Genomic DNA, 18,653 nt, shown 5'->3' on the forward strand with positions numbered 1-18,653 from the left:
GGGAGAAGATGATGGCAGAGCAATTAATACCAATTCAGTGGAAAGATGATGCTTTAGTGTTGTTGGATCAAACGGTATTGCCGAACGAAGTAGTCTATGAATCTTTTAAAACGGCTGAGGGTGTTTGGGATGCGATTCAAGTAATGAAAGTACGAGGAGCTCCGGCAATAGGGGTTTCAGCAGCCTATGGTGTGTATTTAGGGGTAAAGGAAGTTGCTGAAAGTTCGGCGGAAGAATTCATAGAAGAAGTAAAAAAGGTATGTGCATATTTAGCAACATCAAGACCGACGGCAGTAAATTTATTTTGGGCACTTGAAAGAATGGAAAGTGTAGCGAAAGAGAATGCTCACTTATCAAATGCGCAGTTGAAAGATAGATTATTAGAAGAAGCAAAAGAGATTCATAGAGAAGATGAAGCAATTAACCGTCAAATTGGAGAACACGCATTAACATTATTCCGTGATGGCATGGGAGTATTAACGCATTGTAATGCAGGGGCGTTAGCAACGACGAAGTACGGTACTGCGACAGCTCCAATGTACTTAGCGAAAGAAAAAGGATGGGACTTAAAAATCTATTCGGATGAAACACGCCCTAGATTACAAGGTTCAACGTTAACAGCATTAGAACTACAGCGAGCGGGAATCGATGTAACGGTCATTACAGATAATATGGCAGCAATGGTCATGTCACAAGGGAAAATTGATGCGGTAATAGTTGGATGTGACCGCGTAGCAGCAAACGGTGATGTAGCAAATAAAATTGGAACATTAGGCGTATCTATTTTAGCTAAATACTACAACATTCCGTTTTATGTAGCAGCACCAACGCCGACAATTGATTTGAAAACATCGACAGGAAAAGAAATTCCAATTGAAGAAAGAGATGCTTCTGAAGTGATCAATCGTTTCGGACAATATTCTGCTCCGAAAGAAAGTAAAGTATATAATCCGGCATTTGATGTTACGCCATATGAAAATGTAACAGCGATTATTACGGAAAAAGGGATTGTGGAAGCACCGTTTACGGAGAACTTAAAAAAGCTATTTTAGTAAGTAGATATATAGTCAGTCATCATAAGCTTCATACTTAGGGGGATGTATATGTTATTACAAAACGAAAGAGAAGAAATTGTAGCGTATGGAAAGAAAATGATCTCCAGTGGTTTAACAAAGGGGACTGGGGGTAATATTAGTATTTTTAATCGTGAACAAGGGCTTGTTGCAATTAGCCCAAGCGGTTTAGATTATTATGAAACGAAGCCTGAAGATGTAGTTATATTGAATTTAGATGGTGAAGTGATAGAAGGAGAGAGAAGACCATCAAGCGAGCTCGATATGCACCTTATTTATTATAGAAATCGTGAAGATATAAATGCGCTTGTGCACACACATTCTCCTTATGCGAAGACAATTGCATCATTAGGATGGGAACTTCCTGCTGTGTCATATTTAATTGCTTTTGCAGGTCCGAATGTTCGCTGTGCACCGTATGAAACATTTGGTACGAAGCAATTAGCAGAGGCAGCTTTTGAAGGAATGATTGATCGTCGTGCAGTATTACTTGCGAATCATGGTTTAATGGCTGGTGCAAATAATATAAAAATGGCGTTTACTATTGCAGAAGAAATTGAGTTTTGTGCTCAAATTTATTATCAAACGAAAAGCGTCGGCGAACCAAAGCTACTGCCAGAAGACGAGATGGAGAATTTGGCGAAGAAGTTTGAAGGGTATGGGCAGCAGTAAAATGAAAACACCCTCAAGAAAAAATCTTGAGGGTGTTTCTTTACGCTTTCTTAAGCAACAAATACATAAAGTAAGGTGCACCAATTAAGGCGACGACAATGCCTGCTGGAATACCGCTAGGTTCGACGATGTTTCGTCCAATTGTGTCTGCTAGTAGTAATAGCCATCCGCCTATTAAAACGGCGATTGGCATGAATATTTGATGTCTTGGTCCGACTAAAGATTTTGCGATGTGAGGAGCCATTAGTCCAATAAAGCTAATTCCTCCTGTTACGGAAACTGCTGCAGCTGCAAGCGCAACGGCTGCAATTAATAAGTATCTTCGTTCTTTTTCAATTTCAATGCCGACACCAATTGCGACAGGTTCGTTTAATGCTAGAATGTTTAATCGATTTGCTTTATAGAAAACAAATGGGATTAATACGATTAACCATGGAAGCATTGCGTAAACGAAGATCCAATCATCTCCCCAAATGTTTCCGGCTATCCATTTTGCAATAAAGTCGACTTTCATACGATCTGCTGATGAAATAAGAACAATCATTGCTCCAGATAGTGCAAATGAAAATCCGATACCGGTTAATGTTAATCGTATTGGCTGAAGTCCTGTGGATTTGCTATATGAAAATACGTAAATTAGAACAGCGGTAAGGAAAGCACCGATAAACCCAACGACTGGTAGTAAGTAAAGAAACGAACCAACGTCAATTGGAAAATATAAAAAGAAGATGGAAACTGCAACACCAGCTCCAGCGTTGATTCCAAGAATACCAGGTTCAGCTAAATCGTTACGTGTAATACCTTGCAGGATAGCACCAGATAAAGCGAGCGCCATACCAGCTAATAATGTAATGACAATTCTAGGTAGTCGTAAAGAATATAAAACAAACTCCTCTTTAAATGTACCTTGTCCCATTAGTGTTGGGAGTAATCGATCATAAGATAAAGATGCTGAACCGAGCCCCATTCCAACTACAATGGTTGTAATGGTCAGTATAAGTAAAGCGAGTATGATAATACGTTGTTTTCTTAGAATAGATTGCATCATGAGAAAGTTCTTCCTCCTTTACGAACGATAAATAGGAAGACCGGTAATCCTACAATAGCGACAATTGCAGCAACTGGCGTTTCGTACGGAGCGTTAATTGTACGCCCAATTGTATCTGCGAGTAGCATAAAGGACGCACCAGCGATTGCTGACATCGGTATGACAAAACGATAGTCTGGTCCAACGATTGGACGAACCATATGAGGTATCATTAAGCCGATAAATGCCATGTTTCCGACAAGCGCTACGGAAGCACCTGCAAGCAAGATAATAATGATAAACAAAATTGTTTTAATAACAATAATTTTTTGACCGAGTCCAACAGCAACTTCTTCACTGAAACTAAGGACTGTCAATTTCCTTGCAAGTAAGATAGCGAGAAATATACTTATTGAAATAACCGGAATAATAATTTTTAATTGGCTCCAAGTAGTTCCAATTACGCCTCCAGCCGTCCAAAGTGATACATCTTGTGAAATTTTAAAGTAAATGCCAACACCTTCTGAGATTGCAAGTAGAAACGCTGAAACTGCAGCACCTGCTAATACAATTCGAAGAGGGGAAAGTCCACCTTTTTTCACCATGCCAATTCCAAATACCATAATTGCTCCTACCGCAGCCCCGATAAAACAAGCTAATGTTAAGTACAGATAGCTTATGGAAGGGTTGAAAGCAAGTGTTAGTGCAAGTGCAGCATTTGCGCCACCAGTTAAGCCTAGTAATCCAGGATCAGCAAGTGGATTTCGAGTTAATCCTTGCATAATTGCCCCAGAAACGGCAAGTCCAGCTCCGACAAATATGGCAGCAACTTCACGTGGCAAACGTATTTCGCGAATAATAGATATTTTGTCTCCTTTAGCGGAGGAAGTGAGTGCTAACCATACGTCTTTTATAGAAGTATCTGCAGCACCTAATACCATTGCAACCATAAAAATAAGAAAGAATGCAATTATGCTCAAAATTAGTTTGTATGTAAAAGCCATGGAACGTGGATTGTTGTGATCTTTCGTCATTTGTTTCACATCTTTTCTTTTCATAGAATAAAGGAAGAGGAATTCTTAAATTAAGAATTCCTCATGTTTGTATTATTGACCAAGAAAGCTCTTCTTGAAGAAGTCTAGTTGGAAATCTAATGTAAGTGGATCATTGAAATAGAATTCCATCATGTTTGCTTCATATACACGATTATTTTTTACTGCTGGAATGTTTTTATATGATTCTGTCTCTTGGAATGAGTTATCAGTATCTTTATTTTTACTTACGATTAAGTAATCACCAGCAAACTCAGGTAATACCTCAGTAGATAATGCGTAGTAACCTTCTTTTAATGCTTTTTCTTTTACTTTTTCAGGCATTTTTAATTTCATTTCTTGGTAAAGAATTTCTGTTCCACGGCCCCAGTTTTCGCCGTATACGTAAAGCTGTTTGTTGAAGTTTTCAACAACAGAAACTGTTGCATCTTCACCAATCTTCGCTTTAATGTCTTTTCCAGCTGTTTGTGCGCGTTTCTTGAAATCATCAACCCAAGTTTTTGCTTCTTTTTCTTTATTTAATAATTTACCGATTTCTAAGTGTTGTGTTAAGTAATCAACTTTTCCGTAAGTGTATGTTACAGTAGGAGCGATTTTCTTTAATTTATCAACATTTTTAATATTGGATAAACCAATGATTAAATCTGGATTTAATTCTGCAATCTTTTCAACATTCTCATCTGATACTTCCGCAACATTTTTAAGCTTGCTATCGAAACGTGGGTTTTGTTTAGACCATGAATCTACCCCAACAAGATTTACACCTAATGACATTACGTTACCAGCGAATGATGATAGGACAACAACACGTTGTGGATTTGCTGGAACTTCAACTTTACCATTTTCAGATTGGTATGTAATTGTTTCTGATTTCTTACCTTTTGCGTCGTTCTTCTTGTCTGTTGAACCATTGCTACAAGCACTCATAACAAGGACGAACAGAACTGTTAGTGAAATAAATAATTTTTTCATCGTCTTTCTCCTTTTGATAGATGATATGTGATATACAATAAATTGTTTAGCTTTGATCTTTTGAAAAAGTGGTAATACAAAGGTCGTATTAACAATCTTGAACTTGAGATTTTACCATATAGTATTCACCATAGTAATAGAAGAAGATGTAATCTCACAGTTACTAATAATTAACATATTGATAATGATTATCAATATTGATTCTTTAAATAATATAATTTTATATAGGTGTATTGTCAATAGTAATTTTGATTGTAAATTTCTTAAAAACAAGTTATATTTTATTGAGAATGATAATCAATTGTTAATAGCTGAGGAGTGGGCACGAATGAATCGAGAAGAATTATTTGATGTAACTGTGATAGGTGGAGGACCTGCAGGGCTTTATTCGGCTTTTTATAGTGGACTAAGAGAGATGAAAACGAAAATAATAGAATTTCAACCACAGTTAGGTGGTAAAATACATGTTTATCCGGAGAAAATGATCTGGGATATTGGCGGGTTATTACCGGTTACTGGCGAGAAATTAATCGAGCAACTTGTACAGCAAGGATTAACATTTCAGCCTGAAGTTGTATTGAATACAAAAATAGAATCAATTATTCGTAATGAAGATGGTATTTTTACGTTGAAAACAAGCAATGGAGAAGAACATTTTTCAAAAACAGTGATCGTCGCAACTGGGAGTGGTATATTGAATCCACAAAAGTTGTCAATTGAAGGTGCGGAGAGATTCGAAGTCTCGAATTTAAATTATACAGTTAAATCGTTAAAACGTTTCAAAGATAAAACGGTAATTATTTCAGGTGGAGGGAACTCTGCAATTGATTGGGCGAATGAATTAGAACCAATCGCGAAAAAAGTTTATTTAACATATAGAAAAGAAGAATTATCTGGTCACGAGGCACAAGTCAAACAACTTATGAATAGTTCAGCAGAATGTTTCTTTAATACATCGATTACAAAATTAATTGCTGGTGATAACCATGAAACGATTGAATATGTAGAATTAACAAATCATGAAACGGGAGAGGTTTCTCAGTTATCTATCGATGAAGTTATTATTAATCATGGATATGAACGTGACATTACATTATTGGAAAATAGTGAGCTAGATGTCGCAATTGTAGATAATTACTTTATTGCAGGGAATGCAAATAGTGAATCCTCGGTAGACGGATTATATGCTGCTGGAGATATTTTAAAGCATGACGGAAAATTACATTTAATTGCAGGGGCATTCCAAGATGCTGGAAATGCTGTGAATAAAGCGAAACAATTTATTCAACCAGATGCAAGTGAGTATGGTATGGTTTCTTCTCATAATGAGGTATTTAAGAAGAGAAATCGAGAATTGATTAAGCAGATGATGAAATAATAAGGTGAACTTTAATCAGCGGGGGATCCATCCCCCCACTGATTATTAGCCATCATCAATCGGGCTTTTACGGGCAGCCCGACTCCCACCTAACTCCCTCGCATTCGCTGGATTTTGAGATGGGAGTCTTACTGCCCACAAATAGCGGGATAAAGGAACAAGTATACCCCCATTCACTTCTCTATTCGTATGGACGAGAGAGGTAAATGGGGGTTTTCCTGTTTATTATATCTGCAATCATTATCATGACACCGGTTTCATTAGTTCATGTGACATGAACGTTTTATTTGTAATCTCTCTAGAAAACAATGAATCTAGGTTTGGTTTATGCTGTCCCTTTTGCCTGTTCATTCGGAAATGGCATATTTAGTATAGAAGCAATGTATTGTTTTCCATGTTTTCGAGCTAGTGATTCTAATATTTGGCGAACGCGTTTTGTAAGATGGCCTTGTTTTTTTATAGCTTCACAATATGCATCATAGAAAACGTATTTCGCCCAAAGGAAATCATCTTGTTGGAATAAGAAATGATTTTTGTACCATTCGCCAATTGTATGATAGCAATTGCTTTCATGTACTGCTGCACTTTGTGAAAGAATACGATCGGATAAAGACTTAGATAGATGAGAAATTGTGTTCTCTGTTTCAACTCGTAATGTTTTTTCTAACATTGTAATGATGTGACGAGTAGCCATATGTTAACTCTCCTTTGTGTAAATGGGTAATACCATTCTATATTTTTAAAAAATACTTACTATATTATTATACAATATATGGAATGCATCTACCTGCTTTTTAATTTGTATTTACAAAATCTTTTTTATTTGTTTACAAAAATAAAGTAAGATACAGTATATATATGAAAAAACTATAAAGGAATGAACACATTGTATATAACGATAGAAGAGGCTGCGGAATATTTGAATTTACCCAAATCGTATGTTGAAGATTTAATTCAGCAAAAGAAAGTTCGTGCACTGTTTGATGGAGAGCAATATTTATTAAACAAGGAACAGTTTAATACACATTTAGAACAAATGGAGAAATATAAGCAATTAGTGGAAGAAATATTAAATGAGCCAATTCCGGAAGATATGGATGTTAAAGACGAAGATTAAATTTATGAAAATCCCCCGTATTAAGATATGCAGAAATGTATCTTAATACGGGGGATTTTTGTATGAAGATATGAAAAAATCACCCAAAATCCTAGAGTTAATTTAAGGGAAAGAAGATTTTATAGGGATTCGTACTATTAGTTAAAAGCATATTTTTTCATAGCGGGGACAAACATAGCGAACATAACCTGTACAGATACATGTACTATCAGTGCAAAAGCTTATAAATTAATGGAAGGGGTTTTCTCGTGAGTTTATTTCATTGTGATTTTTTGCAAGATTTAATTGGATCTTATGTAAGAGTAAACAGAGGTGGACCAGAATCTCAAAAAGGGACAATAGTATCAGTATATTATGAGGAAGTTTTAATTTTAGGGAAAAACTTCAACATGGAAGTTGGTTTTCTTTATCGAATTAATGAGTATACAACAGATTTAATTAGACAGAACTTAGATAATGTAGAAGATTTATGGAACTGGAATCGTAAAGTATTCAATCCAGCGGAAGAAGAGATTGCAGGAGAAGGTCTAGTCGGTGTGTTACTCGTTTATGAAAATAACGAGACATACATGTATAATGTAATGAATAGTAGCCAAGTTTTTCAAAAATATAAAACAAATGCGACATACTTCCAAGTAGGGTGTGGAATTTATGCAGGCTTGTGTAGTTTATTGTTAGATACTTTTGGACAAGGCGCCTATTATGTTGAAGAATTATTATTAAATACTGAAAGTAAGTATGGGGAATATTTAAATTTATATATGAAGGATATTGTAGTAGGACATAATAATTTTACAGATGGATTGCTACACGATAGGGTAAGGTGGATATAAATTGTGATTGAAAAGGAAGGAGCTGTATCTTCTTCCTTTTAGTATTAGAAGGTTATATATTGCTCTGAAAGCAATTTCATACGTATAATTTAAGGGGATAACATGTGAAATGTCATTTTTGTATTGATCAAGAGGAGTTTTTATATGAACAAATACAAGAGCTTGATTTATGAAGAAAGAGAAGCTTTAAAAGTATTTATATTATTATTCTATATTATATTCTTTTTATATGACGCTATATATTATTTTGTATATCCTGCTATGAACATTAATGGAACAGCGGTAGGTTGGCCAAAAGGCAGCCTTGGGATAGGCGTATATATATTTGTAATAGCATTATTTCCTATTTCAATATATCTTCAAAAAAGAGGCTATGTATATTCTATAAAATATTTATTTTTATTTGGGTACATGTTCATTAATCTTATTAATAATTTAATGATTTATTTGCGAACGGATAGAGCTTTTGAACATGGTAGTATGGTAGAAATGTTATTAATTTTATTTGCACCAGTTTTCGTGAACAGAAAATATTTTTATTTAGTTTCCTTTAGTGTAATTGGAAAGTATGTACTTTTTACATTGATATTACAAGATTTAAAAGTTGTGATTCCGCTTGTCTTATGTATATTCTATTTCATTATTTCACATTCTTTGTTAAAACGATTTCAATCTTATGTAAGAACAGTGTTTGAAATGATGAACAATATGAAAGAGACGGAAAATTTAGCTGTAATTGGGACAATGTCTACAACAATTGCGCATGAAATCCGAAATCCATTAACGGCTTTGAAAGGGTTTACGCAAATGCAAAAAGAAAGAAACCCTGAAGATATGATTAGCTATGAAATAATGCTACAAGAGATTGAGAGAATCAACGGTTTTGTTAGCGAATTGATGTTATTAGGAAAACCGAAACCAACAAATTATGAATGGTGTAACATACGGGAAATCCTTTTATATGTTGTGCAGTTAATGGAAAGTTATGCGAGTCAATATAAGGTGAAAGTTTATTTGCAAGGAGATGGAAATTTACCCGTTATAAACGGTGATGATAAACAATTAAAACAAGTGTTGTTAAATATTATTAAAAACGGAATAGAATCAATGCCCGAAGGTGGGGACATTCATATTCGGGCATATGAAAAAACTAAGGGGTATTTGTGTATTTCTGTCGAGGATCAAGGTTTAGGGATAGAGAAGGAGAAGCTAGAGAAGATTGGAAAGGCTTTTTACACAACAAAGGAGAATGGTACAGGACTTGGTTTAATGATTACATATAAAATTATTAAAGAACATCAAGGGAGTATCACCGTTCAAAGTAGTATGGGTGTGGGAACGAAGGTGGAAATTTATTTACCGACAGTGTAGAGAAACAGAAGAAAGTATTTTTCAGAAAAGTGTTCTTGTTGTGTAAATATAAACATTTTATAAAATGTTTCAAGAAGGGTTTTTTTTATAAAATACTTCGTTTATAATGGAGGAAAATATCGACATGAGATTGGTTGCTCATGTAGCGGTTCGGTAGTGTTATGAAAAGAAAAGAAGGGGTGCACGCGCATCCTTTTTTCTATGCGGATATTATGAAAGAGGTGGTATGATGGAATTAACATTAAATTCGACTGTATGTTTACACACGATTCAATTTCGAAAAGAGAAATTGAATTATATTGTAAAAGATACAATTACAGGAGAAACATATGAAATGCCGCCACTTTGGATTGATGCACTAGCAATGATGCGTGACGGTTTTTTATTGGGAGAAATTGAGGAGAAATTAAAAGAAGAGTATCCGACCGAAGAAGTAAATATGGTAGCATTTACGAGGCAATTGTTAGAGCTAGAGCTGGTCGAAATGGTGGATGGAGAAGAGATAGCTTGTACAAAGAAGAAAGATAAAGATTATTTAGCTTGGTTACGCCCAAGAGTGGAACAATTCTTTTTAAACTTAAATAAAAAATATAAAAGCAAAGGTCAAAAATGATCTTTGCTTTTTTTGTAGGCGTGTTTAAAAAATAACAGCGAATGCTCTTGCGAAAGCACCGTCACTATCTTTAATTTTTAAAGGTGCTGCTGAGAAAAAGAAACGTTTCGCTTTAATAGCATCTAGATTTGTTAAGTTTTCAATTAAGTAAATGTTATTCCCTAGTAATATGTGGTGAATCGGTGATGTTTCTGTCGTTACCTCATCAGGAGAAATAAAATCTAAACCGACTGATTTTACTTTTAATTGAACCAGTTCTTCAGCTAATTCTTCGGAAAGATAAAACGCTTCTTTCTCATAAGCTGCTGTATTCCACTTATTAGATAGATTGGAATGGAAAATGACAATATCATCTTCTTTTATATCGGTATTATGCAATACTTCCTTAGGTAACTTTCTCTCTTGGATATGAGTTACATCGATAAGAACGGCCTCACCTACAAATTGTTTTAGGGGTAATTGATCAATGGTGGTTGCACCTGAAATGAAATGCGCAGGGGCATCGCAATGTGTACCTACATGAACGACAGAATGAAAATCTGTAACTTGATAGCCCGTCTCTTCAACGTTTGTAATTGCTTCTAGTTGGATTTTTGGTGTTCCAGGAAATTGAGACATATTGTTTTCAAATGTTTGTGATAGGTCGATTACTTTCATTTTAAATACCTCCAATATATGTTTTAAAATATAAAAAACTCATCTTTCATAATCAAGAAAGATGAGTTTTGCACACAATGGTTAAGTTTTATCTTTCAAAATGCATTGCATTTTGCAGGAATTAGCACCTATTCAGTTTGTATAAACTGAGGTTGCTGGGCTTCAAAGGGCCGGTCCCTCTGCCTCTCTTGATAAAGATATATTCAGTTTTAATATTTCGATTTTTTTAATAATTAAATTGTAATTCATTTCCTTTTTTAGTGCAATACAAAATAGGTATTCACCCAAATAAGGTGGCTCGCATATTGTAGCTTATGTAAATAGAATGCTGCGAAGGAGTGAGTGCAGTGACAGGTAATGTATTGAATTATTATGCTGGTGGAAATACAGCTAGGGGATTTCATAATTTATACGAAGAGAATTTAAAAGGGCTAGACAGGTTGTTTATTTTAAAGGGTGGTCCAGGAACTGGGAAATCTTCTTTAATAAAGGCAATAGGTCGTGAATGGGTTGAAAAGGGATATGATATTGAACTTTTACATTGTTCTTCTGATAATAAGTCAGTTGATGGAGTGATTATCCCAAAATTAAAAGTAGGAATTGTTGATGGAACATCACCGCATGTTATTGAGCCTAAAATGCCAGGGGTTGTGGAAGAGTATATTAATTTAGGAGTTGCTTGGGACTCAGATAAATTAAGAAAGCAGAAGTTAGAAATTGAACGATTTGTATCAGAAGCGAGCAAGGCTTTCCAATCTGCTTACGGATGTTTTCAAGAGGCATTAGTTATACACGATGAGTGGGAGAAAATATATATTAATAATATTGATTTTAACAAAGCAAATGGACTAACAGATCAATTGATTCAGAAATTATTTACAGATAAAAAGGGGAAACAATCGATTGTGAAACATCGGTTTTTAGGAGCTGCTACACCGAAAGGAGCAGTTGATTTCGTTCCTAATTTAACAGAAGGATTACCACATCGTTATTTTATAAAAGGACGCCCTGGCTCTGGAAAATCAACAATGCTCAAAAAGTTAGCGCAGGCAGCAGAAGAAAAAGGGTTTGAAGTTGAAGTATATCATTGCGGATTTGATCCGAATAGTCTTGATATGGTTATTGTAAGAGAATTAGGATTTGCAATTTTTGATAGTACCGCACCACATGAATATTTTCCAAGTCGCGTGGGTGATGAGATTATAGATATGTACGCTCTTATTGTTACACCGGGGACGGATGAAAAATATGCTAAAGAAATTCGTGACGTTTCCATTCAATATAAGGCAAAAATGAATGAGGCGATGTCTTTCTTGGCAAAAGCGAAATCAGTTCGTGATAAATTAGAACGAATTTATATTGCTGCTATGGATTTTTCAAAAGTGGATGCATATAAAGAGGAAATTCAAAAAGAGTTTGAACGAATTACCGCTACTGTAATTGAAAAGAGAAAGTAGGATTTATTGAACTGTCAGAAAATTTCTGACAGTTATTTTAGTATGTAGTAAAATTGGTAATATATTTGTCGAATTTCCAAGGAAATAATCAAAAAATGGGGATGGTATGAAATGAGAGGGAAAATTGAATTAGAGCTAGAAAGAATTGAGCAAGAGAATGATGTGAAAATTTTATTTGCAGTGGAATCAGGGAGTCGTGCTTGGGGATTTCCATCGAAAGATAGTGATTATGATGTTAGGTTTGTTTATATACATCCAGTAGAATGGTATTTATCAATTCATGATAAACGAGATGTAATTGAATATCCGATTAGTGATGATTTAGATATAAGTGGCTGGGATATTAAAAAGGCATTGCAACTATTCGCGAAGTCAAATCCAGCTTTACTTGAGTGGATTCGATCACCAATTTTTTATTCGAAAAACTCTAATTTTCCAGAGCAGCTTCAGCAAATGAGTGAAAAGAATTTTGATCCAAAGGCAACGATATATCATTACTTACATATGGCTTCAAAAAATTATCGTGAATTTTTGCAAGGCGAGAATGTAAAGTTGAAAAAGTACTTTTATGTATTACGTCCTATTTTAGCTTGTCAATGGCTAGAAGAGAAAGGGACATTACCTCCAGTAGAATTTGACCGATTAATTACAGAACTATCTATAGAACGTAGTGTATTGAATGAGATTGAGAAATTGTTAGTAAAGAAAAAAGCAGGTACGGAATTAGATGTTGGATTGAAAATTCAGGTGTTAAATCAATTTTTAGAAGAACAAATTGATTATTATCAGCAATACGTGAAAGGGATTGAAAAGGGGTTAGGGATTGATATTGAGAGTTTGAATACACTATTTAGAAACATGTTGTTTGAAGTATACCAAAAAGAGCACAAATAAATTTGTGCTCTTTTCTATCCCACGATTTGTGGGAGCCTACTGCCCGTAAACGCCTAATTGGTGTGGGCTAATAATCAGCTGGGGATGCACCCCACCACTGATTAAAGGTTCACTTTATTTTGTAGGAATAAAGAAAACAGATATAGCTGCGATAAGACCTGCAAAGGAGAATAAGTAAAAATTCCACGCCAAGTCATATTGCATTGTCATAATAATACCGACAAGAATAGGGCCAGCAATCGCACCAACTCGGCCAAGTCCAAGTCCCCATCCTAAGGAGGTAGCTCGTATATGTGATGGGAAGTATTGTGTTACATAAGCATTTAATATTTGAGTAATACCGACTGATCCAATTCCAGCAAGACCAATTAAAAGATAAATGATTGTAACAGATGGTTGAATTGTTAGCAGTCCAATACATATGGCTGCCATAAGATAGGAGATGCTAATAACAATTTTTGCTCCTATACGATCGGCAATTGCCCCGGCAAATAATGCGCCGATAGCTGCAGTAATATTTAGCATAAGTAGAAATGATAAACTAGATCCAAGAGGATATCCTGCCTGGCGCATCATCTGTGGTAGCCAAGTATTTAAACCATAGATTAAAAACATTCCCATTATATAAGTAATCCAAAAAAGTAGCGTTGCTTTTATGTATTCTTTTGAGAATAACGTAAGAAATCCATTTTTCTTTTGTATATTAGATGGTGTTTCAGGAATTTCATCTTTTACATGGAATTCAATTTGAAAGCGATTAAGAATTTTGTTCACTTCTTCTTGTCGATTCCGTGATAATAAAAATTGAATGGACTCAGGTAAATAACGAATAATGAAAGGAATGAGGAGTAGCGGAATCATTCCGATGCCAAACATAATTCTCCATCCGAAATTTTCTAGCATAAACATGGATAAAATAGCACCTAACACGATACCTAAAGGATAGCCGGTAAACATCAGAGCGTAAATAAAAGATTGCCGTTTTTTTGGTGAATATTCAACAGTAAGTGCTGAAGCCGTTGGGATAACACCGCCTAATCCGATTCCTCCGATAAATCGAGATAACCCAAATAATTCAGGAGAAGGAGCAATTGCAGCTAAGCCCATTGTGATAGAAAAAAGAGCTAAACAGCATATAAGTGTCCACTTTCGTCCAATTAAATCTGTAATGGTTCCGACTAGAATAGCGCCAATAAACATCCCAAATAGAGCATAGCTGGCCATTGTTCCAGCTTGAGCTGGTGATAGGGCCCAGCTGTTGTCTTCTAGAAGCTCTGGCAGAACAGCGCCGTAAATACCTAAATCATATCCGTCAGCTAGAATGGCGAGCCAACAAATAAAAACAACAAGTTTTGTAATAGAGCTTGAAAAGATAGTTTCTGTAGATTCTAGATGAGGTGGAGCAGAAGGTTGCATAGTATTCACCCCTTTTATTCGTAGATGAATATATTATTTTATTTAATGTTAATATTCCCCTGCTTGTGTCGAAATTTATATGAAAAGGTGTCATGAAAAACAAAGAAGTTCAACAGGATTCTTGTTGAACTTCTTTGTTTTTTTACTCGTTATCAACTCGTTTTAATGGTTGATCTGCTGGCCCTTCCATAACGTCGCCATCAATTGAAAAACGAGAACCGTGGCAAGGGCAATCCCAAGTACAATCACCATTATTCCATTCAACTTCACAGCCGAGGTGTGTACAAGTCGTGTCGACGATATGTAATTTTCCTTCTTTATCTTTATAGGCACCTGCTCGTTTGCCGTTGACATGTACAACAGATCCCTCACCAACTTCAAGATCTTCTGGTTTACGTAATGCGGTTTCAATTTTCCCTTCAATTAAATGTTTAGCAACATCAATGTTTTGAGAAAGGAATGTTTTTATATCTGGATTTGCATGAAAGCGTGAGGGTGCAAACAGCTCTTTATATGGGCTGTGGATTTTTAGAATGGAATCCTTCAGTAAATGAGCTGCAGCAGTTCCTGTTGTCATTCCCCATTTGCGATATCCAGTTGCAACAAATATATTTGGATTTCTTTCGTTAATATGTCCGATATAAGGGAGCTTGTCTAGCGTAATTAAATCTTGCGCTGACCATCTATAGGGAACTTCATCTACTCCAAAAGTTGCTTCAGCAAAAGAATAGAGTGCTCCATAATGAAGCATCGTATTTATTCCCTGTCCCGTTTTATGGCTCTCTCCGCCAATCAAAATCAACTTTTCTCCATTGTTTGTTATATAGCGTAAGGAGCGTTTTGGATCATCAATACTTAAATACATACCACCTAGATAATCTGTTTTTGCTTTTATTGCAAGAGCATAGGAGCGTTCTGCGTACATTCTCGTAAAGAAAAAGCTATTCGCATCATAAAAAGGAAAATGAGAACAAGAGACGACATATTCACAAGTGATGCGATGCCCCTCCTTTGTAATTACTTGTGGATAATCTCCTTTTTCCACATCCATAGCTGTTGTTTGTTCATAAACTTTGCCACCCATCTCCACAAACTTTTCTAAAAGTGTTTTCAAATAAAGGAGGGGATGGAATTGCGCTTGATTTTTCATTACAAGTGCAGATTGTACTGGAATAGGAATCGATAGAGATTGAACATAGTCACAAGGTATATTTAATTTTTGATAAGCTTCATATTCTTTCGATAAATTTCTTAAACCGTTATCAGTAGTTGTATATAAGTATGAATCTTCATTTGAAAAATTACAGTCGATTTTATATGTTTGCACAGTGTCATTTATGAATTGTAGAGCGTGATTATTTGATTCGTAGTAAAGCCTGGCTTTTTCCACACCGAAATGATTTATTAATTCGTCGTAAATAAGATCATGTTGTGCTGTTACTTTTGCTGTTGTATGCCCAGTTGTTCCATTTAAAATAAGACCAGAATCAATTAAAACAACGTCGATGCCTTCTTTTGCAAGTAAATAGGCAGTAGTAATACCTGTAATACCAGCACCGATAACAGCAACTGCTGTCTTTATATTTTCGGATAAATGAGGAAAAGTAGGAATTTGAGTAGATTCAATCCAATAGGATGATGGTAACTGCGGAAACGTGTCATCTATCATTTGTGAAACCTCCTAAATTAGAACAATTTTCCTTTTAATATTTCCATCTTATATGGAATTCATGTATGTTGTTTTAGTAGCGTTCTATTTTATTAAAAGAAAGATAAAATTATTTTAATATAATTATTTTGATGGGGCATTATGAAGAAGTGGGATTTATAGAAAACTAAATTCAAGTGATTCCGTTTGTTGATTACATAGAGAGTTTTTGAATAAGATAGTGTCCATGGCGTTTAAGAAGATGCATATATATAGTGGATAAATCCTTATGAAATCTATACTTTTTCTTTAGTGAAATAAAGTATGATTATAAAAATATAACCAACTTTTATTACTAGGTCATAAAAGTTGTTGACAATATAGAAATTCTATTGTTATGATTCATCATGTGGAAAGGTTGATAGAGAGTAAAAAGAGAAATGTTTTTCATTGATAATAAAAGCGGAAAAATAAGTGACGATAGAGTGAGTATATTTTCCTTATGAATAAATGCTTTTTTGATCACCTAGTAAAATCAATCTGGAAGCAAGAATTGATATATGCAAGTTTGCGCAGGGCGCGGCATAAGAAAGGGGCAAAAGGATGAAGGAGCTTCATACGTTTGGGTGGTATGCAGCGCGTGTATCACCACATTTGCCGAAAAAAGCATTTAAACCAGTTCCTACTCGTTTATTTGGTGGACTGGCTTATTTACTTGTGGCATTGGCTGGTTTAATAACGATCGGTGTATTTGAATTGAATGTGTGGGTAAATCTAGGAATTGCAATTGTTCTTGGATTATGTTTTGCTTCACTTGGATTTTTAGGACATGAAATTTTACACGGAACAGTTGTAAGAAAGGCATGGCTGCGTGATTTTTTAGGTGCGATAGCATTTATGCCATTATCAACTGGTCCAAAACTTTGGAGAAAGTGGCATAATGCAACGCATCATGTTCACACACAGCATGAAGAGAATGATCCAGATGCATGGCCAACACTTGAGAAACTTAAAAAGAGTAAGTTTTTGAGTTGGGTATATCGCATGCCTCTTCATGTACGTTCATTCTTTAGTTTTCTGTCACTAACAATTCAATTTACGTTACATTCGACTCGAATGTTCTTTCATTTTATAAAGGAATTTAAGTCATCCAATCAAAAATCTGTATGGCTACAACTTCTTTTGCCTTGGACAGTTTGGATTAGTTTATTATTTATTATGGGACCTGCAAAGTGGTTATTTGCATACGTGATTCCGTTGTTAATTGCTAACTTTATTGTAATGGCATATATCGCAACGAATCACCGCTTAAATCCAATTGTTCCAGTAAATGATCCTTTAGCAAACTGTTTATCAGTAACAGTGCCGCGCTGGGTAGATGTTTTGCATTTCAATTTCTCATACCATACGGAACATCATCTGTTTCCTGCTATGAGTTCTAAATACTATCCGTTAGTAAAAGAGAAAATTAAAGAAATGTGGCCGGAACGTTATCACGAAATGCCGATGACAAAAGCATTGGGAGCACTTTGGAATACACCACGTGTGTATTATCAAGGAAGTGAATTAGTTGATCCGCATAGGGAGCATTTCTATGGTTCTTTAGGAAATGGATTGGACCCTCATAATATTTCATATCGTGAGGATCATATAGAGGAAAAAGAGAGTGTTAAAAAAGTAAATCAGTAAAAGTTGATATATTTTGCAGTGAAAAAGCAAGCCATCTCAGGCTTGCTTTTTTTTATAAAGAAACTTCTTTTTTATTCTTTGTATGGACTTGGATAGAATTTGTCTCTTTGCGCTGTAATCGTTTTTCTAAAAGGTTAACAAAGTAAGTAAATAGGAGAACAAGTACGAGATAATATAAACCAACGATTACATAAGTATCTAATTGTTGAAAGTTACCTGCAGCAATGGATAAACTAGATCCCCATAATTCGGACATTCCTACGTAAGCAACAAGTGAGGAATCTTTCAATCCAATAATAAATTGATTACCTAGAGGAGGAAGAGATAGACGAAATGCTTGTGGTAATATAATTCGGCGCATTGCTAAAGGGTAAGGCATGCCTAAAGAGCGAGCAGCTTCTAATTGTCCACGGTCAACGGATTGAATGGATCCACGGAAAATTTCGGTAATATATGCACCGTTATGAATTGCTAAAGCAATTGCTCCTGCCCAAAAAGGGGTGAACACAACAACAGATGTAATACCAAAATAGAGAATTGCGATTTGAACAATTAAAGGTGTACCACGAATAATGGCGATGTAGACATGAGCGATACTATTTAGAATTTTATTGTTAGAGATTCGAAAGAAAGCAAATAGTAATCCAATTAATGAACCGAGTACTAGGGAAGTTAATGTTAATTGTAATGTGACAATAGTAGCTTTTAAGAGTGTGGGGTAGGTAGAGATAAAAATTTCAAACATGCGTTTCACCTCATAGTGTATAGATTTTAGTAGGGAATG

At 35.2% G+C, this 18,653-nt stretch carries 17 protein-coding genes, 1 pseudogene and 1 riboswitch; of the genes and pseudogenes, 10 read left to right on the forward strand and 8 right to left on the reverse strand.

Translation table 11 applies throughout. From position 1 onward, the window contains the following. Positions 1 to 11: 11 nt before the first annotated feature. Both mtnA and LUS72_RS02015 read left to right on the forward strand, forming a co-directional pair. A complete protein-coding gene (gene mtnA, locus LUS72_RS02010; RefSeq protein WP_141533369.1) occupies positions 12 to 1,052 on the forward strand; it encodes an S-methyl-5-thioribose-1-phosphate isomerase in 1,041 nt (346 codons plus the stop codon). Positions 1,053 to 1,103: 51 nt separating this feature from the next. After that, positions 1,104 to 1,745: an L-fuculose-phosphate aldolase gene (locus LUS72_RS02015; protein WP_097828971.1), complete on the forward strand. Its 642-nt coding sequence runs from the start codon at positions 1,104 to 1,106 to the stop codon at positions 1,743 to 1,745. Between the two features lie 40 nt (positions 1,746 to 1,785). Here the strand turns inward: LUS72_RS02015 and LUS72_RS02020 are convergent, their stop codons facing one another. From LUS72_RS02020 to LUS72_RS02030, 3 genes are read right to left on the reverse strand one after another with little or no spacing between them, the layout of a single operon-like run. Continuing rightward, positions 1,786 to 2,793, reverse strand: a complete 1,008-nt coding sequence (locus LUS72_RS02020; protein WP_098361705.1) for a FecCD family ABC transporter permease — start codon at positions 2,791 to 2,793, stop codon at positions 1,786 to 1,788. Continuing rightward, entirely contained in the window at positions 2,790 to 3,830 is a 1,041-nt protein-coding gene (locus tag LUS72_RS02025; protein WP_141533368.1) for a FecCD family ABC transporter permease, read from the reverse strand. The genes LUS72_RS02020 and LUS72_RS02025 overlap by 4 nt, the downstream gene beginning before the upstream one ends. 48 nt (positions 3,831 to 3,878) lie before the next feature. Continuing rightward, on the reverse strand, positions 3,879 to 4,796 hold the full coding sequence (locus tag LUS72_RS02030; protein ID WP_000732562.1) for an iron-hydroxamate ABC transporter substrate-binding protein: 918 nt from the start codon (positions 4,794 to 4,796) through the stop codon (positions 3,879 to 3,881). A 328-nt stretch (positions 4,797 to 5,124) separates the two neighbouring features. Between LUS72_RS02030 and LUS72_RS02035 the strand changes: the two genes are divergently transcribed. Further along, positions 5,125 to 6,174, forward strand: a complete 1,050-nt coding sequence (locus LUS72_RS02035; RefSeq protein ID WP_097829018.1) for an NAD(P)/FAD-dependent oxidoreductase — start codon at positions 5,125 to 5,127, stop codon at positions 6,172 to 6,174. 325 nt (positions 6,175 to 6,499) lie between these two features. Here the strand turns inward: LUS72_RS02035 and LUS72_RS02040 are convergent, their stop codons facing one another. Continuing rightward, a complete protein-coding gene (locus LUS72_RS02040) occupies positions 6,500 to 6,868 on the reverse strand; it encodes a hypothetical protein (RefSeq protein WP_071747242.1) in 369 nt (122 codons plus the stop codon). 183 nt (positions 6,869 to 7,051) lie between these two features. Here LUS72_RS02040 and LUS72_RS02045 point away from each other — a divergent pair, with 183 nt between their 5' ends. The 4 genes and pseudogenes from LUS72_RS02045 (at position 7,052) to LUS72_RS02060 (ending at position 10,108) form a co-directional block, all read left to right on the forward strand. Continuing rightward, the gene (locus tag LUS72_RS02045) at positions 7,052 to 7,291 is read left to right on the forward strand and encodes a helix-turn-helix domain-containing protein (protein ID WP_080018159.1); all 240 of its coding nucleotides are present in this window, start codon (positions 7,052 to 7,054) and stop codon (positions 7,289 to 7,291) included. Between the two features lie 353 nt (positions 7,292 to 7,644). After that, a pseudogene (locus LUS72_RS02050) lies at positions 7,645 to 8,124 on the forward strand (S-adenosylmethionine decarboxylase related protein); the annotation flags it as partial. A 144-nt stretch (positions 8,125 to 8,268) separates the two neighbouring features. Next, positions 8,269 to 9,495 (forward strand): ATP-binding protein, encoded by a 1,227-nt coding sequence (locus tag LUS72_RS02055; protein WP_097828968.1) that lies wholly within the window; start codon positions 8,269 to 8,271, stop codon positions 9,493 to 9,495. Between the two features lie 229 nt (positions 9,496 to 9,724). Continuing rightward, positions 9,725 to 10,108, forward strand: a complete 384-nt coding sequence (locus LUS72_RS02060; protein WP_097828967.1) for a hypothetical protein — start codon at positions 9,725 to 9,727, stop codon at positions 10,106 to 10,108. A 24-nt stretch (positions 10,109 to 10,132) separates the two neighbouring features. Here the strand turns inward: LUS72_RS02060 and LUS72_RS02065 are convergent, their stop codons facing one another. After that, positions 10,133 to 10,765 (reverse strand): cyclase family protein, encoded by a 633-nt coding sequence (locus LUS72_RS02065; RefSeq protein WP_071735259.1) that lies wholly within the window; start codon positions 10,763 to 10,765, stop codon positions 10,133 to 10,135. 85 nt (positions 10,766 to 10,850) lie between these two features. After that, positions 10,851 to 10,963: riboswitch (SAM riboswitch) on the reverse strand. 149 nt (positions 10,964 to 11,112) lie between these two features. Here LUS72_RS02065 and LUS72_RS02070 point away from each other — a divergent pair. Continuing rightward, entirely contained in the window at positions 11,113 to 12,222 is a 1,110-nt protein-coding gene (locus LUS72_RS02070) for a PRK06851 family protein (RefSeq protein ID WP_097828966.1), read from the forward strand. 111 nt (positions 12,223 to 12,333) lie between these two features. Beyond that, the gene (locus LUS72_RS02075) at positions 12,334 to 13,116 is read left to right on the forward strand and encodes a nucleotidyltransferase domain-containing protein (RefSeq protein ID WP_097828965.1); all 783 of its coding nucleotides are present in this window, start codon (positions 12,334 to 12,336) and stop codon (positions 13,114 to 13,116) included. A 114-nt stretch (positions 13,117 to 13,230) separates the two neighbouring features. Here LUS72_RS02075 and LUS72_RS02080 read toward each other — a convergent pair whose 3' ends face one another. Both LUS72_RS02080 and LUS72_RS02085 read right to left on the reverse strand, forming a co-directional pair. Further along, the gene (locus LUS72_RS02080) at positions 13,231 to 14,532 is read right to left on the reverse strand and encodes an MFS transporter (RefSeq protein WP_097828964.1); all 1,302 of its coding nucleotides are present in this window, start codon (positions 14,530 to 14,532) and stop codon (positions 13,231 to 13,233) included. Between the two features lie 142 nt (positions 14,533 to 14,674). After that, on the reverse strand, positions 14,675 to 16,201 hold the full coding sequence (locus LUS72_RS02085) for an FAD-dependent oxidoreductase (RefSeq protein ID WP_264448541.1): 1,527 nt from the start codon (positions 16,199 to 16,201) through the stop codon (positions 14,675 to 14,677). Between the two features lie 582 nt (positions 16,202 to 16,783). Between LUS72_RS02085 and LUS72_RS02090 the strand changes: the two genes are divergently transcribed. Continuing rightward, a complete protein-coding gene (locus LUS72_RS02090; RefSeq protein WP_097828962.1) occupies positions 16,784 to 17,869 on the forward strand; it encodes a Delta(10) desaturase DesB in 1,086 nt (361 codons plus the stop codon). A gap of 52 nt (positions 17,870 to 17,921) precedes the next feature. Here the strand turns inward: LUS72_RS02090 and LUS72_RS02095 are convergent, their stop codons facing one another. Beyond that, on the reverse strand, positions 17,922 to 18,614 hold the full coding sequence (locus LUS72_RS02095; protein WP_097828961.1) for an amino acid ABC transporter permease: 693 nt from the start codon (positions 18,612 to 18,614) through the stop codon (positions 17,922 to 17,924). Positions 18,615 to 18,653 lie beyond the last annotated feature (39 nt).

The sequence above is a fragment of the Bacillus cereus genome (assembly GCF_025917685.1).
GTDB classification, from domain to species: domain Bacteria; phylum Bacillota; class Bacilli; order Bacillales; family Bacillaceae_G; genus Bacillus_A; species Bacillus_A cereus_AT.